Source organism: Streptomyces sp. 2131.1 (assembly GCF_900105515.1).
Lineage (GTDB): Bacteria > Actinomycetota > Actinomycetes > Streptomycetales > Streptomycetaceae > Streptomyces > Streptomyces drozdowiczii.
In genome coordinates this window covers 1,899,400-1,913,625 of sequence record NZ_FNSY01000001.1, presented here as the reverse complement: position 1 = coordinate 1,913,625, position 14,226 = coordinate 1,899,400, and the positions used below count along the sequence as shown (strand labels likewise).

General features: G+C 70.5%; 12 protein-coding genes. 4 read left to right on the top strand and 8 right to left on the bottom strand.

The window, feature by feature from the left end:
* The first annotated feature begins 18 nt into the window (after positions 1-18).
* Positions 19-222, top strand: coding sequence for an acyl-CoA carboxylase subunit epsilon (locus BLW14_RS08430; protein ID WP_018521342.1), 204 nt, complete (start codon positions 19-21; stop codon positions 220-222).
* A 229-nt stretch (positions 223-451) separates the two neighbouring features.
* Here the strand turns inward: BLW14_RS08430 and BLW14_RS08425 are convergent, their stop codons facing one another.
* From BLW14_RS08425 to BLW14_RS08390, 8 genes are all read right to left on the bottom strand, one after another.
* Complete coding sequence (locus tag BLW14_RS08425; RefSeq protein WP_014048542.1) at positions 452-1,033, bottom strand: GTP-binding protein; 582 nt, start codon at positions 1,031-1,033, stop codon at positions 452-454.
* The gene (locus BLW14_RS08420; protein WP_093705850.1) at positions 1,014-1,673 is read right to left on the bottom strand and encodes a DUF742 domain-containing protein; all 660 of its coding nucleotides are present in this window, start codon (positions 1,671-1,673) and stop codon (positions 1,014-1,016) included. Before BLW14_RS08420 ends, BLW14_RS08425 begins: the two co-directional genes overlap by 20 nt.
* A 99-nt stretch (positions 1,674-1,772) precedes the next feature.
* Positions 1,773-2,186, bottom strand: coding sequence for a roadblock/LC7 domain-containing protein (locus BLW14_RS08415; RefSeq protein ID WP_018551717.1), 414 nt, complete (start codon positions 2,184-2,186; stop codon positions 1,773-1,775).
* A 10-nt stretch (positions 2,187-2,196) separates the two neighbouring features.
* Positions 2,197-5,451 (bottom strand): sensor histidine kinase, encoded by a 3,255-nt coding sequence (locus tag BLW14_RS08410; RefSeq protein WP_093705848.1) that lies wholly within the window; start codon positions 5,449-5,451, stop codon positions 2,197-2,199.
* A 351-nt stretch (positions 5,452-5,802) separates the two neighbouring features.
* Positions 5,803-6,387 carry a GTP-binding protein gene (locus tag BLW14_RS08405; protein WP_028444348.1) on the bottom strand — a complete coding sequence of 195 codons (585 nt, stop codon included), beginning with the start codon at positions 6,385-6,387 and terminating at the stop codon, positions 5,803-5,805.
* Entirely contained in the window at positions 6,368-6,775 is a 408-nt protein-coding gene (locus tag BLW14_RS08400) for a DUF742 domain-containing protein (protein ID WP_018521347.1), read from the bottom strand. The genes BLW14_RS08405 and BLW14_RS08400 overlap by 20 nt, the downstream gene beginning before the upstream one ends.
* 132 nt (positions 6,776-6,907) lie before the next feature.
* A complete protein-coding gene (locus tag BLW14_RS08395; RefSeq protein ID WP_006127850.1) occupies positions 6,908-7,321 on the bottom strand; it encodes a roadblock/LC7 domain-containing protein in 414 nt (137 codons plus the stop codon).
* A gap of 9 nt (positions 7,322-7,330) precedes the next feature.
* Positions 7,331-11,104: a sensor histidine kinase gene (locus BLW14_RS08390; protein WP_093705846.1), complete on the bottom strand. Its 3,774-nt coding sequence runs from the start codon at positions 11,102-11,104 to the stop codon at positions 7,331-7,333.
* 582 nt (positions 11,105-11,686) lie between these two features.
* On the opposite strand from BLW14_RS08390, the gene BLW14_RS08385 reads away from it, so the two are divergent.
* The 3 genes from BLW14_RS08385 to gltX all read left to right on the top strand — a co-directional run bounded on the left by BLW14_RS08385 (position 11,687) and on the right by gltX (position 14,206).
* The gene (locus BLW14_RS08385) at positions 11,687-11,875 is read left to right on the top strand and encodes a hypothetical protein (protein ID WP_093705844.1); all 189 of its coding nucleotides are present in this window, start codon (positions 11,687-11,689) and stop codon (positions 11,873-11,875) included.
* A gap of 89 nt (positions 11,876-11,964) precedes the next feature.
* Complete coding sequence (locus BLW14_RS08380) at positions 11,965-12,741, top strand: fumarylacetoacetate hydrolase family protein (RefSeq protein WP_093705842.1); 777 nt, start codon at positions 11,965-11,967, stop codon at positions 12,739-12,741.
* Entirely contained in the window at positions 12,734-14,206 is a 1,473-nt protein-coding gene (gltX, locus tag BLW14_RS08375) for a glutamate--tRNA ligase (protein ID WP_093705840.1), read from the top strand. Before BLW14_RS08380 ends, gltX begins: the two co-directional genes overlap by 8 nt.
* The last annotated feature ends 20 nt before the right edge of the window (positions 14,207-14,226 follow it).

The window sequence follows — 14,226 nt, the reverse complement described above, 5'->3', positions numbered from 1 at the left end:
AAGACGGAGACACCACTCATGACCACTGCCACCGCCGAGTCCGTGCTGCGCGTCGAGAAGGGCCTCGCCGACCCCGAGGAGCTGGCCGCCATCACCGCAGTCCTCCTCGCCCGCGCCGCCGCCCAGCCCACCACCGCCCCCACCAGGGTCCGCAACACGGCCGCCTGGCGCCGCCTGGAGCGCACCCCCGGCTTCCGGGCCCCGCACAGCTGGCAGGGCTGACACACACCGAAAGAGGCCCGCGCAGCCCCACCCGGGCCCGCGCGGGCCTCTTGGCGTCCGCGCGCGCCAATCAAGCGCACCCCGGGCCCGCACACGCAATCCAAGGCCGCGCGGGCAAAATCAAGCCCGTCCGGCGATTGAGGACAAGCAAGGCCGCCAGGCCGAGCGGCACACGCACGAGGGCCCCGCACTCCCAGGAGTGCGGGGCCCTCGTGCGTACCGGGAACACCTACCGCAGGCGCGCCATGAGCGCATGCTCCACAAGCGTGATCAACGCACTCTTCGCATCCGCCCGGTGCCGCGCGTCCGTCGTCAGAATCGGCGTGTCCGGCCCGATCTGGAGCGCTTCGCGCACCTCGTCGGGGGTGTACGGCTGGTGTCCGTCGAAGCCGTTGAGGGCGATGACGAACGGCAGCCCGCTGTTCTCGAAGTAGTCGACCGCCGGGAAGCAGTCCGCGAGACGGCGGGTGTCGACCAGGACGACGGCGCCGATCGCGCCGCGCACCAGGTCGTCCCACATGAACCAGAAGCGGTCCTGGCCCGGCGTACCGAAGAGGTACAGGATCAGGTCCTGGTCGAGCGTGATGCGGCCGAAGTCCATCGCCACCGTCGTGGTGGTCTTGTCCCCCGTGTGCGTCAGGTCGTCGATGCCCGCCGAGGCGGACGTCATCACGGCTTCGGTGCGCAGCGGATTGATCTCCGAGACGGCACCGACAAACGTGGTCTTACCCACGCCGAAGCCCCCTGCCACCACGATCTTCGCCGAGGTAGTGGAGCGGGCCGCTCCGCCGCTAGAGCTTGCGAAGTCCACTGAGCACCCTTTCGAGCAGTGTCACATCTGGCTGGCCGCCGGCGGACTCGTCGCCGCCGGGCTGGTGGATAGCGACGAGTCCCGCCTCTGCCAGGTCGGCTACGAGGATCCGGGCCACGCCGAGGGGGATCGAGAGGAGGGCCGAGATCTCGGCCACCGACTTGATCTCGAAGCACAGCCGGCAGATCCGCTGGTGCTCGGGCAACTGCCCTTGCAGCCGGGACGGATCGGCCGTCGTACTGACCAACGCCTCAATGGCGAGTTGGTAGCGCGGTCGGGTCCGGCCACCTGTCATGGCGTACGGACGGACCAGCGGATTGTGCGCGGCCGGAGCCGCCGGCTCGGGAGCCCGCCGCGGCTGCACCGGCTGGATGCGCGGCTGCTGCTGCGGCGCGTCGAAGCGGTGCGGGCGACGCGGGTGATGGGGCGGCTGCTGCGAGGGCTGCTGGGGCTCCTGCTGCGGCCAGTCGTCGTGAACCGCCCCGCCGTACTGCGGCTGCGCGTACGGCCGGTAGGGCTGCTGGGGCTGCTGCGCGCCCTGTCTCCCGGGTGTGGAGGGGAAGTTGAAACGTTCGTCCCCGTGCTCACCCGGTACGTGCCGGTCACCGTCGTACCGGTGCCCGCCTGGGGGTGTACCCACGATTCCTCCTCCGCCTGCCGGTCCCGGTTCCAGTGGGACCGCGCCACCGCACCCTATGGCGCGGTGACGCGAAACGCACTGTCTGGTTACTGGATAAGACTAGTTAAGAAGACTTCCCTGGAGCTCGGCACGGAGGTCCGGCGTCAGCACGCTGCCCGCGCGGTCCACCAGAAGGGCCATTTCGTACCCGACCAGGCCGATGTCGGCGTCCGGGTGTGCGAGAACGGCCAAGGAGGATCCATCGGAGACGGACATGATGAAGAGGAATCCACGCTCCATCTCCACAACCGTCTGATTCACCGCACCCCCCTCGAAGATCCGCGAGGCGCCGGCCGTCAGCGAGGTCAGCCCGGAGGCGACCGCCGCCAGCTGGTCGGCACGGTCCCGGGGGAATCCCTCGGACATCGCCAGCAGGAGTCCGTCGGCGGAGACCACCACCGTGTGGGACACCCCGGGGGTGTTGTCCACGAAGTTGGTGATCAACCAGTTCAGATTCTGCGCCGCCTGGCTCATCGGGCTCACACTAACGCTCCTGGTTGTAGGTATTACTTGTGTCCGAACCCGCGTTGCGTCCCCTGAGGACACCGCGCCGCAGGTTGCTCAGCCTGCCACGCACGTCCTCCGGGGCGCGGGAGACCTGGGGGCCGCCCTGCTGGGTCTGTTCGGCGGTGCCCTCGACCAGGTTGGCCTTGGGCACCCGCCGGGGAAGGCCGGAGGGGGTTATCCCGCCCGCCTTCGGCTCCCGGAGCTTCTCGGCCCGCTCCCAGCGCTCGTCGTTGGACGAGCGCCAGTCCTCGGGTCCGTCGTTCCCGGCGTCTCCGTCGGGCTCCTGTCGCGCCGGTGAAGGCCGCTGCGGCAGTTCGTGCTGCTGCGGACGCTCCTGCGCTTCGTCGGGCCGGCCGTTCCCGCGGCCCGTGGGCTGCCAGTGCTGCTGGCCGCCCCGGCGCGGCAGACCGGCTTCGGTCAGTTCGTGGCCGGCGTTCGGGACGGGGCCCGAACGGTCGAAGCCTACGCGCTCCTGCGGCTCGGCGGGAGCGCTCGCCACAGATTCCGCTTCTGCCTGCGCGACCGGCTCGAAGCCGCCCTGGTACGCATTCTGAGCTGTCCACTCCGCCTGCTGGGGCTGGACGCCGTACTGCTCGTCATAGCCCTGCTGGGGAGCCTCCGGAGCCGCGTACGCAGACTCCGCATAGCCGTTCTGGGCACCGTCGTAGGCGGGCTGACCCTCATACCCGGCGGCACCGGCGTACGGGTCGTAGCCGCCCTCGTACTGGTTCGCGGCGTAGGGGGCCTGGCCGTTCCCGGCGTACGGGTCCTGGCCGTTCGCGGGGTAGGCGCCCTCGCCGTTGCCGGCGTAGGCGTCCTGCCCGTACGCGCCCTCGGCGTAGGCCTGTTCCGGCTGTCCCTGCTGCGCCTGCTCCGGGAACGCCTGGCGCTCGCCGCCGACGGCCTGGGCCTCCAGCGCCGCGCGGCGCTCCTCGCGCATCAGCGAGCGGCCCACCGGGTCGAGCTGGGCGGCGTCCGCGGACGCCTCCTCGTAACGCGAGTCGTCGAAGCCGAGTTCGGCCGCCGTACGCAACTGCGGCTGCTGCTGCGGCAGCGCGTCGAACGCCTGCTGCTGCGGGATGATCGAGGAGACGGTGAAGTCGTCCTGGTCCGGGGCCTCGCCGCCGCCACCGTGGGTGATCGCGTCCGGCAGCATGACCAGCGAGGTCGTGCCGGCCTGCTCGCCCGAGGGGCGCAGCTGGACCCGGATGTCGTGCCGGTCGGCGAGCCGGCCGACCACGAACAGGCCCATGCGCTGCGAGACCGCGGCGTCCACCGTCGGCGGGTTGGCGAGCTTGTGGTTGATGTCGGCGAAGTCCTCGGCGGTGAGGCCGATGCCCTTGTCGTGGATCTCGATCATCACGCGGCCGTCGGGCAGCCGGGTCGCGGTGACCCGCACCTTGGTCTGCGGCGAGGAGAACGTCGTGGCGTTCTCCAGCAGCTCGGCCAGCAGGTGCACGAGGTCGGTGACGGACTGGCCGTGGATCTCGGTCTCCGGGACGCCGGAGAGCTCGATGCGCTCGTAGGACTCCACCTCGGACGAGGCGGCGCGCAACACGTCCACCAGCGGCACCGGCTGGTTCCAGCGGCGGCCGGGCTCCTCGCCGGCGAGGACGAGGAGGTTCTCGCCGTTGCGGCGCATACGGGTCGCCAGGTGGTCGAGCCGGAACAGGCTCTCCAGCTGGTCCGGGTCGGCCTCGTTGTTCTCCAGGTCGGTGATCAGGGTCAGCTGGCCCTCGATGAGCGACTGGTTGCGGCGCGAGAGGTTGGTGAAGATCGCGTTGACGTTGCCCCGGAGCATGGCCTGCTCGGCCGCGAGCCGGACCGCTTCCTGGTGCACCTGGTCGAAGGCGCGGGCGACCTCGCCGATCTCGTCCTGCGAGGTGATCGGGATCGGCTGCACGCGGGTGTCGACCCGGCCCGGGTCGGTGCGCGAGAGCTGGTCGACCAGCGAGGGCAGCCGCTGCTCGGCGATCCCGAAGGCTGCGGTACGCAGCCGGCGCATCGAGCGGCTCATCTGGCGGGCCATGAGCCCGGCCAGGATGAACGCGGCGAGCAGGGCGACGATCACGATCGTGGCGTTGACGATGGCGTCGGTGCGGGCGTCGGAGGAGATCTCCGCCGCCTCGGTCACGGCCTTGTCGACGAGCTCGTCCTCGACCGTGGTGTAGCCGTCGAACTTGGCGGTCGCGGCGGCCAGCCAGGTGTCGGGCGTGATGCCCTTCGCCTTCAGCTCGTCCTGGTCCTTGCCGAGACCGATCTCCTTGGCCATGCCGTCGTAGACCGAGCCGTCGATGGAGGGCGGCGCCACGAAGGGCACACCGGCCGCGGTGGCCTTCTCCTTGGCGGCCTTGAGCTCGGCGGCCCCCTCGGCGGCCTTGGCGCCCATGACCTTCTTCAGCCGGGCGGCGTCGGCCTCCGTACCACCGGAGGTGAACTCACCGAGGGCGATCTGCTCCAGGTAGTTGTACGAGCCGAAGGCCTTGACCTGGTCGTTGAACTTGCCGTCCTCCTTGCTGGGACGGACCAGGAGGTGCATGCCGATCGAGCGCTGAAGCGATTCTGCGGCCTTGGCCAGCTCGATCGCGTAGACGGTACGGCCGTAGCTGGTGATGTTGCCGGTGCCGAGGCCCAGTTCGTTGCAGAACTCCATCAGGGAGTGCTGGACCTGGACGTAGCCCTCCTCGGTCTTCACCGGGTCCAAGGCCGCGGTGTAGGCCACCTTGCGCAGCTGCGGAAGCTTGGGCTCCTCCAGCTTGAACAGCTTGAGGCGGCGCTGGAGGCCCTCCTTGGCCGGCATGTCCTGCACGGCCCGGTCGAACTTCTCGGCGGCCGCGTCGGTGGTGGCCCGGGTCTGCGTGACGACCTCGTCGTCCCGCTTGTTCGACAGCAGCGGCTGCGCGGTGAGGTCGCGCTCGTTGAGCAGGGCCTGCCCGTACTCGGCGGCCGCGCGCACGATGAGCGCGGTCTTCTCCGCGTCCTGGGCCTCCTGCCAGGTGTCGATCGACCCCTTCACCTGGAAGCCGCCCATGACCAGGCCGACCAGCACGGGGATCAGGAGGATCGCGTTCAGCCGGGTGGGCACCCGCCAGTTGCGCGGGGACAGCCGGCTGGTGCTGCCACCGGCCGGCACCCCTTCGGACACGTCGGCGGACGGCGCCGCGGCTCGCGACGGCGGGGTGAAGTTGCCCCGCTCCGCCTGCGCCGTGGAGCCCTCGTTGTTACGCCTCACTCGACCAACAACCTCTCGGCGTCGGCACCTACGCTGTGCCGGGTTTAGTTCAGGGCCGTACTACCTACTCAGGAGTTGGTCGAATTGCAGCACGGCAGGAGGCCGCGTTCCAAACAGTCGGAATGAGTGATTCCGAGTGGCTCACGCCTCAGATAAATCGGGCATAAAGAGCGAGCCCCGCCAAAAGGCGAGGCTCATGTGAGCGCAGCGACACCGCCCGTGCGCATCCGGTGTCGATCGCGGTTCAATTCTCTGTCGAAACGTTATGAATACGGGGGCGGATCGTGTCAAAGGACACAGCCCGCCCCCGTGTGACTACGGTAACTGCCGTATGCCACTTCCGACTTGTGGCTACTTGAGCCGCGCCATCAGAGCGTGCTCGACCAGCGTGATCAGGCCGCTCTTCGCGTCCGCGCGGTGCCGCGCGTCCGTGGTGATGATCGGGGTGTCGGGGCCGATCTGGAGCGCTTCGCGCACCTCGTCGGGGGTGTACGGCTGGTGTCCGTCGAAGCCGTTGAGGGCGATGACGAACGGCAGCCCGCTGTTCTCGAAGTAGTCGACCGCCGGGAAGCAGTCCGCGAGACGGCGGGTGTCGACCAGGACGACGGCGCCGATCGCGCCGCGCACCAGGTCGTCCCACATGAACCAGAAGCGGTCCTGGCCCGGCGTACCGAAGAGGTACAGGATCAGGTCCTGGTCGAGCGTGATGCGGCCGAAGTCCATCGCCACCGTCGTGGTGGTCTTGCCGCCGGTGTGCGTCAGGTCGTCGATGCCCGCCGAGGCGGACGTCATCACGGCTTCGGTGCGCAGCGGATTGATCTCCGAGACGGCACCGACGAACGTGGTCTTACCCACGCCGAACCCACCGGCCACGACGATCTTCGCCGAGGTGGTGGCCCGGGTCGCCGCACCGCCGTTAGAGCTTGCGAAGTCCACTGAGCACCCTTTCGAGCAGTGTCACATCCGGCGCGCCGCCGGCCTCTCCATTGCCCGGCTGGTGGATGGCCACCATGCCGGCTTCCGCCAGGTCGGCTACGAGGATCCGCGCCACGCCGAGGGGCATCGACAGCAGGGCCGAGACCTCGGCCACCGACTTGACCTCGCGGCACAGGTGGCAGATCCGCTGATGCTCGGGGAGCAGGGTCCCCAGATGCGCGGGGTCGGCCGTGGTGCTGACCAGTGCTTCTATCGCTAGCTGGTAGCGCGGCCGGGTGCGTCCGCCGGTCATGGCATACGGACGGACCAGCGGCTGGTCACCCTCACCTTCGTACGACGCGTGGCTGGACGCGCCGTACGGATCGGGTGAGGCGGGTGGCGGGGTCATGAGTCCTCCGGGCGTGACAGCAGGGTGTCGGCTTGCCGTCTGAAGGGGCCGGTGGGGGGCTGTAAGCGGCCGGACGGGCGAGGGTTGGGTGCGGTTCCTGGGTTGATCGTCTGTGTCACTGGTTCGAGCCGCCTAGTGAAGCAGGCTGCCCTGCAGCTCGGCACGGAGGTCCGGGGTCAGGACGGTGCCCGCCCGGTCCACCAGCAGGGCCATTTCGTAGCCGACCAGACCGATGTCGGCGTCCGGGTGGGCCAGTACGGCCAGCGAGGAGCCGTCCGAGATGGACATGAGGAACAGGAAGCCCCGCTCCATCTCCACCACGGTCTGGCTGACGGCGCCGCCCTCGAAGATCCGGGAGGCACCTGCCGTCAGCGACGTCAGTCCGGACGCGACGGCCGCCAGCTGGTCGGCGCGGTCGCGCGGGAAACCTTCGGACATCGCCAGCAGCAGCCCGTCCGCCGAAACCACCACCGTGTGGGACACCCCGGGGGTGTTGTCCACGAAGTTGGTGATCAGCCAGTTCAGATTCTGTGCGGCCTGACTCATCGGGCTCAACTAACGCTCCTGCTGGTGAGTGGGGCCGAGGGGGAAACTGCCGGTCTGACCGGTGCCCGCCTGGCGTCCCTGCTGGATGCCGCGGCGGAGGTTGGTCAGACGCCCGCGCACATCGTCGGGGGCTCGGGAGACCTGCGGACCGGACTGGTTGTCCTGCTGCTGGGCGGTACCCGGCACCAGGTTGGCACGCGGGACCCGGCGAGGCAGACCGGACGTGGTGATCCCGCCCGCCGCGGGCTTCTTCACCCGCTCCGCCTGCCGGACGATCTCGTCATTCGGCGAGGCACGCCAGGCGCTCGTCGCACCGGTGTCGCCGAGGCTCCGCTGCGGCGCGGGAGCCATCGGCTCCTGCACGGGCTGCTGCGGGAAGTCCGGCGCCGGAGCGGCGGGCGGCTGCTGCTGCGGCGCGTCCGGCTGCGGACCGCGGAACCAGTTGGTCTCCAGCGTGTCGTACAGCGGGGTACGGCCGTCGCCGGGCCCGGAGGCCGGCGGCAGCGCCTCGGGCTGCTGCGGCTGCTGCGGCAGGACCGGGCGGTACGGGGCCTCCGGGGCCTGGCCCGCCATGGGCGGCCGCGGCGCGCCGAAGTCCTGGTTGTCGCGCTGCCGGGGCGCCGGCTGCTGCGGAGCACCGAAGTCGGGCCGGGCGAACTGCGAGGTGCTCGTCACGTCCGGGCTCTGCGGGCCGTTGCCGTACGAGCCGTCGTGCTGAGGCCCGTTGTACTGGGGGCCGTTGTTCTGCGGTCCGTTGTTCTGGGGGCCGCTGTTGTACGGGCCGGCGTTGCGCGGTCCGTTCTGGGCACCCGGCGCGGGGGCCGAGAAGTCCGGGCGGGCGAACTCCGCGGTGGAACCCGGACCCTGACGGTCGTCGGCCGGGAAGTGCGGGGCCTGGGGCTGCTGGAAGCGGCCGGTGGTCTCGGACTCCTCGTGACCGCGCGGCGCGTCCAGCGGCGTACGCCGGGGCGCGGACGGCTCGTCGGTGCCCCAGCTCGTCGTCTGCGGACGCTGCGGGGCGGGGAAACCGCCGTTCGGGGCGCCCGGGGCCGGAGTGCCGCCGGGCAGCTCCGCACGCGGACCGCCGACGGGCGGCAACTGGCGCTCGCCCCGGCCGGGACCGCGCGGCGCCTCGAAGGCGCCCCGGCCGTCCTGACCGCCCTGGCCGCCTTGGTCGAGCCGTGCCTGCTGGGGGTGCGGGACCTGCCGGGCGGGGCCGTTCTGCTCGGGGCGCCGCTGGTCGAACAGGCTGGGCCGGCCGGCGTCCGTACCGCCGTCGCCCTGACCGCCGCGGGCACCCATCCGGGCACCGCCGAAGGCACCGGCGAGACCGCCGCCGCCCTGGCCGCCGGGACGCGGCTGCTCCGGACGGGCGCCGTCCTGCGGCCGCTGCGGGTTCTGGAACGCCGAGTCCTGCCCGCCGGGTCCGCCCTGCGGGTTCTGCGGGCGGTTGCCGTCACGGGCGGGCAGCGCCGCCCGGGGGCCGGAGCCCGCGCCGACCTGGCCGCGCTGGGGGGCACCGGGGCCCGCGCCGACCTGGCCGCGCTGCGCCGGGGCGCCGCTGTTGCCGGAGAGCAGGCCGCCGGGGGACTGCTGGCCGGGCGCCTGCTTCGGGGCCGGCTGCTTGCCGCCGTGCGCGACGTCGACCGGGAGCATGACCAGCGCGGTCGTGCCGCCCGAGTCGGAGGGGCGCAGCTGGATGCGGATGCCGTGACGCAGGGACAGCCGGCCGACCACGAACAGGCCCATGCGGCGGGAGACCGAGACGTCCACGGTGGGCGGCGAGGCGAGCCGCTCGTTGATCGCCGCCAGGTCCTCGGGGGAGAGGCCGATGCCGGTGTCGTGGATTTCGACGAGCACCCGGCCGTCGGGCAGCGCGTGACCGGTGACCCGGACCTTCGTCTGCGGCGAGGAGAACGACGTGGCGTTCTCCAGCAGCTCGGCGAGCAGGTGCACGAGGTCGTTGACGACGCGGCCGGCGACCTCGGTGGCGGGCACCGCGGCCAGTTCGATGCGCTCGTACTGCTCCACCTCGGACGCGGCGGCGCGGAGCACGTCGACGAGCGGGACGGGGCGGGTCCACCGGCGGCCCGGCTCCTCACCGGCGAGGACGAGGAGGTTCTCGCCGTTCCGGCGCATACGGGTCGCGAGGTGGTCGAGCTTGAAGAGCGAGGACAGCTGGTCCGGGTCGGCCTCGCGCGACTCCAGCTCGGAAATGAGCGAGAGCTGACGCTGGATGAGGCCCTGCGAGCGGCGCGAGAGGTTGGTGAACATCGCGTTGACGTTGCCCCGCAGAAGGGCCTGCTCGGCGGCGAGACGGACCGCCTCGCGGTGCACGTCGTCGAAGGCCGCGGCCACCTTGCCGATCTCGTCGCGGGAGTGCACACCGACGGACTCGACCGAGGTGTCGACGTCCTGCGGGTCGGACTCGGAGAGCTGCTTGACCAGCTCGGGCAGGCGGTCCTGGGCGACGCGCGTCGCGGTGTCCTGGAGCCGGCGCAGCGAGCGGATCATGGACCGGGCGACGACGAAGGCGCCGACCAGGGACACGCCGAGCACCAGCAGGATCAGCGCACCGGAGATGATCGCCTCGCGCTGGGACTGGTCGCGCAGCTCGCGCGCCTTGCCCTCCATGTCGCTCAGCAGGGTCTCCTCGACCCGCTTCATCGCCTGGATCTTGATGGTGTCCTGGTCGTACCAGTTCATGTACGAGCGCCGAGCGGACTCGGTGCTCATGGAGATGGGGTTCTCCAGCATCTTCTTCGCGTACGTGTCCGCGGCCTTGATGTCCGGATGCCCGTCGTCGAGCGTCGAGGTCAGCTCGCCGACGTTCTTGCCCGTGGTGGTGTAGATCGCCTCGAAGGAGTTGCGGGCCGCGTCCTCCTTGCGCTGCGCGGCCAGGCCGAACTGCTGGTCGTTCCGGTTCAGCTTCGGCTTCTCGTCGTCGCTGTTCGGGAGCGCGGCGGCGATGATCGCGCGCTGGATCGAGGCGTACTCCTTCGAGGAGGAGAACGCTGCCAGCGCACGCGTGCGCTTGATCATCTCGGGGCTGCTGGTCGCCTGCGCCATGTCCTGGGAGAGGCTCAGCAGCGAGGTGATCAGCTGGCTGTAGGCGTCGACCGTCTGGAGACTGGGGCTGCCCTTGACGTACGCCTGCTTGCGGATGTCGCGGATGGAGCTGAGCTGCGCGGCGATCTGCTGGACGCTGGCGTGGATGCTCTCCAGCGTCTCGTCGCCGGTGGTGTCGCCGATGTCGTCGGTACCGCGGAGGAACGCCTTCTGCGCGCGGTCGGTCTTCTCGCGGGGCGTGGTGACCTTGAAGTCGGTCGCGGGCACGCCGTTGGACAGCGGACCGGCCGTCTGGTCGCGCTCCTCCTGGAGCGCCTGCGCCAGCGAGGTCGCCTGCTTGGTCATCTCCGTCAGCAGCTGCATGTGCTCCAGCTGCTGGATGTCGTTCATCGACTCGTTGATGCGCAGACCACCCAGGGTGGTCGCCGCGACCACGGGGAGGGCGAGCAGGGACACCAGGCGCGTGCTGATGCGCCAGTTGCGGAGCGCCATGCGCGAGCCGGTGTTGACGGGGCCGCGCGACCTGGGCGCGGCGGTCTGCTCGGGCTCGCCACCGGCCGACGCGGCGCCGGGGCGCCCTTCGCGGTCGCCTTGGTCACCGGCCGCGGCCGGCCCGGGGTTCTGGGCGTGCTGGGGCGAGGCACCGCGGTCGGTCCCGCCGCGCGGCTCCTGTTCCGCCGCAGCGCTGCCATCCCTCTTGAAACGTCCCTGCACTAGCGTCGCAACCTCTGGACCAGGCGCTCCTCCGTCGTGAACGGAGGAAACGGTGTCGGCGTGGCGGGGCGTTGTCCCGCCCCATGGTGGTCGTGAGTGACCGGCGCTCTTCCCCTTCCCGCCGCCACTCGGCGCTGCGTTGCGCCCCCTGCGCGCCGGCTTGAAACCCGCGGCGGTGCGTGGAATTTCAGCACAGTGGCGGATCTCCAACAAGGGCCAGGTACCGGGCTGTGACCTGCGTGACACCGTGTGATGGCTGCGTAACAAGGGGTGCGGCGCGTTCAGTGACATAACGGACGATTCGGTGCGAGTCCGATCGCGGTGGTGGGTGTCCCAGTCGCCATGATCAGGAGCGGAATGGCTGGTTCAGGGGTGACATGTCCGTTTCTGAGGTCCAGACCATGCGTCCGTATTGGGTCGATTGTCCGGGTGGTCGTGAGCAAACTCACATGAAGATCGCCGTCTCTTCCGGGCGCCCGACGGGAATCACATGTTTAGCCTGACGCTTTACTGGGATGGCAGAACCGACAGCCGGCGCCCCCTCGCACGGGCGGCGCCCCGACGACAGGGCCCGTACGGCAGATGAACACGACGACGTCCCGCAACATCGCCAACCCCCGGCGCACCACGCTGGCGCACCTCAAGGACGCCGAGGCGCTGCGCGCGGCGGAACTCCGGCAGCACGCCGTCCAGCTGCCCACGCAGACCGCCAACCCGCGCCGCACGATCCTCATGAAGGCTCCCGCCGCGACCCCCGTCGCCGCGGAGTAATCCCGCGCGGGAGCGCCCCTCATGCGCGCTAGCCTGGAGCGTCAGTCTTTTCCAGGCACCCAGCAAGCAGTGAGGGGCGACAGCAACCCGTGCGCATCGCCAGGTTCTCCATCGACGGCAATGTCGCCTTCGGCGCGGTCGAGGGCGACGGGCCCGACGGTCTCGTCCTCGACATCATCAAGGGCATTCCGTACTCCGAGTTCGAACTCTCCGGGACCAAGGTCCCGCTGAACAAGGTGCGGCTGCTGCCGCCCGTGCTCCCCAACAAGGTCGTGGCCATCGGCCGCAACTACGCGGAGCACGCCGCCGAACTCGGCAACGAGGTCCCCGACGTCCCCGTCGCCTTCTTCAAGCCCACCACCTCGGTGATCGGCTCCGGCGACGCCATCGAGTACCCCTCCTTCTCCGACGAGGTCCACCACGAGGCCGAGCTGGCCGTGGTCATCGGCCGGATGTGCCGCGAAGTGCCGCGCGATCGGGTCAAGGACGTCATCTTCGGCTACACCTGCGCCAACGACGTCACCGCCCGCGACGCCCAGAAGCGAGAGAAGCAGTGGGCCCGGGCCAAGGGCTTCGACACCTCCTGCCCGCTCGGCCCCTGGGTGGAGACCGACCTCGACCCCCGCGACCTCGCCATCCAGGCCACGGTCAACGGCGAGCAACGCCAGCTCGGCCGGACGAGCGACATGATCCGGTCCATCGAGGACCTGGTCGTCCACATCACGGAAGCCATGACACTGCTTCCGGGCGACGTGATCCTCACCGGCACTCCCGCGGGGGTCGGACCCCTCCACGTCGGCGACGAGGTCGCCGTCACCATCGAAGGCATCGGCACTCTCACCAACAGGGTGATCAAGCGTGGCTAACGCACCAGTACGTGTACGTTTCTGTCCCTCCCCGACCGGCAACCCGCACGTCGGCCTGGTCCGGACGGCCCTCTTCAACTGGGCCTTCGCCCGGCACCACCAGGGCACCCTGGTCTTCCGCATCGAGGACACCGACGCGGCGCGCGACTCCGAGGAGTCGTACGAGCAGCTCCTCGACGCGATGCGCTGGCTCGGCCTGGACTGGGACGAGGGCCCCGAGGCCGGCGGCCCGCACGCCCCGTACCGCCAGTCGCAGCGGATGGACATCTACAAGGACGTCGCCGAGAAGCTCCTCGCCGGCGGCTACGCGTACCACTGCTACTGCACCACCGAGGAACTGGACACCCGCCGCGACGCCGCCCGCGCCGCCGGCCGCCCGTCCGGCTACGACGGCCACTGCCGCGAGCTGACCGACGCGCAGAAGGCCGTCTACGAGGCCGAGGGGCGCACGTCGATCGTCCGCTTCCGGATGCCCGACGAGGCGATCACCTTCACCGACCTGGTCCGCGGCGACATCACCGTGCAGCCGGAGAACGTCCCTGACTACGGCATCGTCCGCGCCAACGGCGCCCCGCTCTACACGCTGGTCAACCCGGTGGACGACGCGCTGATGGAGATCACCCACGTCCTGCGCGGCGAGGACCTGCTCTCCTCCACGCCGCGCCAGATCGCCCTGTACCGGGCGCTCATCGAGCTGGGCGTCGCCAAGGACACCCCCGCCTTCGGGCACCTTCCGTACGTCATGGGCGAGGGCAACAAGAAGCTCTCCAAGCGCGACCCGCAGGCCTCGCTCAACCTCTACCGCGAGCGCGGCTTCGTCCGCGAGGGGCTGCTCAACTACCTCTCGCTGCTCGGCTGGTCGATCGCCGAGGACCGCGACATCTTCGACATCGACGAGATGGTCGCCGCCTTCGACATCAAGGACGTCAACGCCAACCCGGCCCGCTTCGACCTCAAGAAGTGCGAGCACGTCAACGCGGAGCACATCCGCCGCCTCGACGTGAAGACGTTCACCGAGGCGTGCGGCCCGTGGCTCCAGGCGCCGTTCGCCCCCTGGGCCCCGGAGTCCTTCGACGCGGCGGTCTTCGCCGAGATCGCCCCGCACGCCCAGACCCGGGTCACGGTGCTCTCCGAGATCACCGCCAACGTGGACTTCCTGTTCCTCGACGAGCCGGTGCACGACGAGGCGTCCTGGGCCAAGGCGATGAAGGCGGGCTCCGACGCACTCCTCGTCACCGCCCGCGCCGAACTGATCGCCGCCGACTGGAACGCCGAGGCCCTCAAGGCCGCCGTCCTCTCCGCCGGCGAGCAGCACGGCCTCAAGCTCGGCAAGGCCCAGGCCCCGGTCCGCGTGGCCGTCACCGGCCGCACGATCGGCCTCCCGCTCTTCGAGTCCCTGGAGATCCTGGGCAGAGAGAAGACGATCGCCCGCATCGACGCGGCGCTGGCCAAGCTGACGGCGTAACCACCCCGGACAGCAGGAGG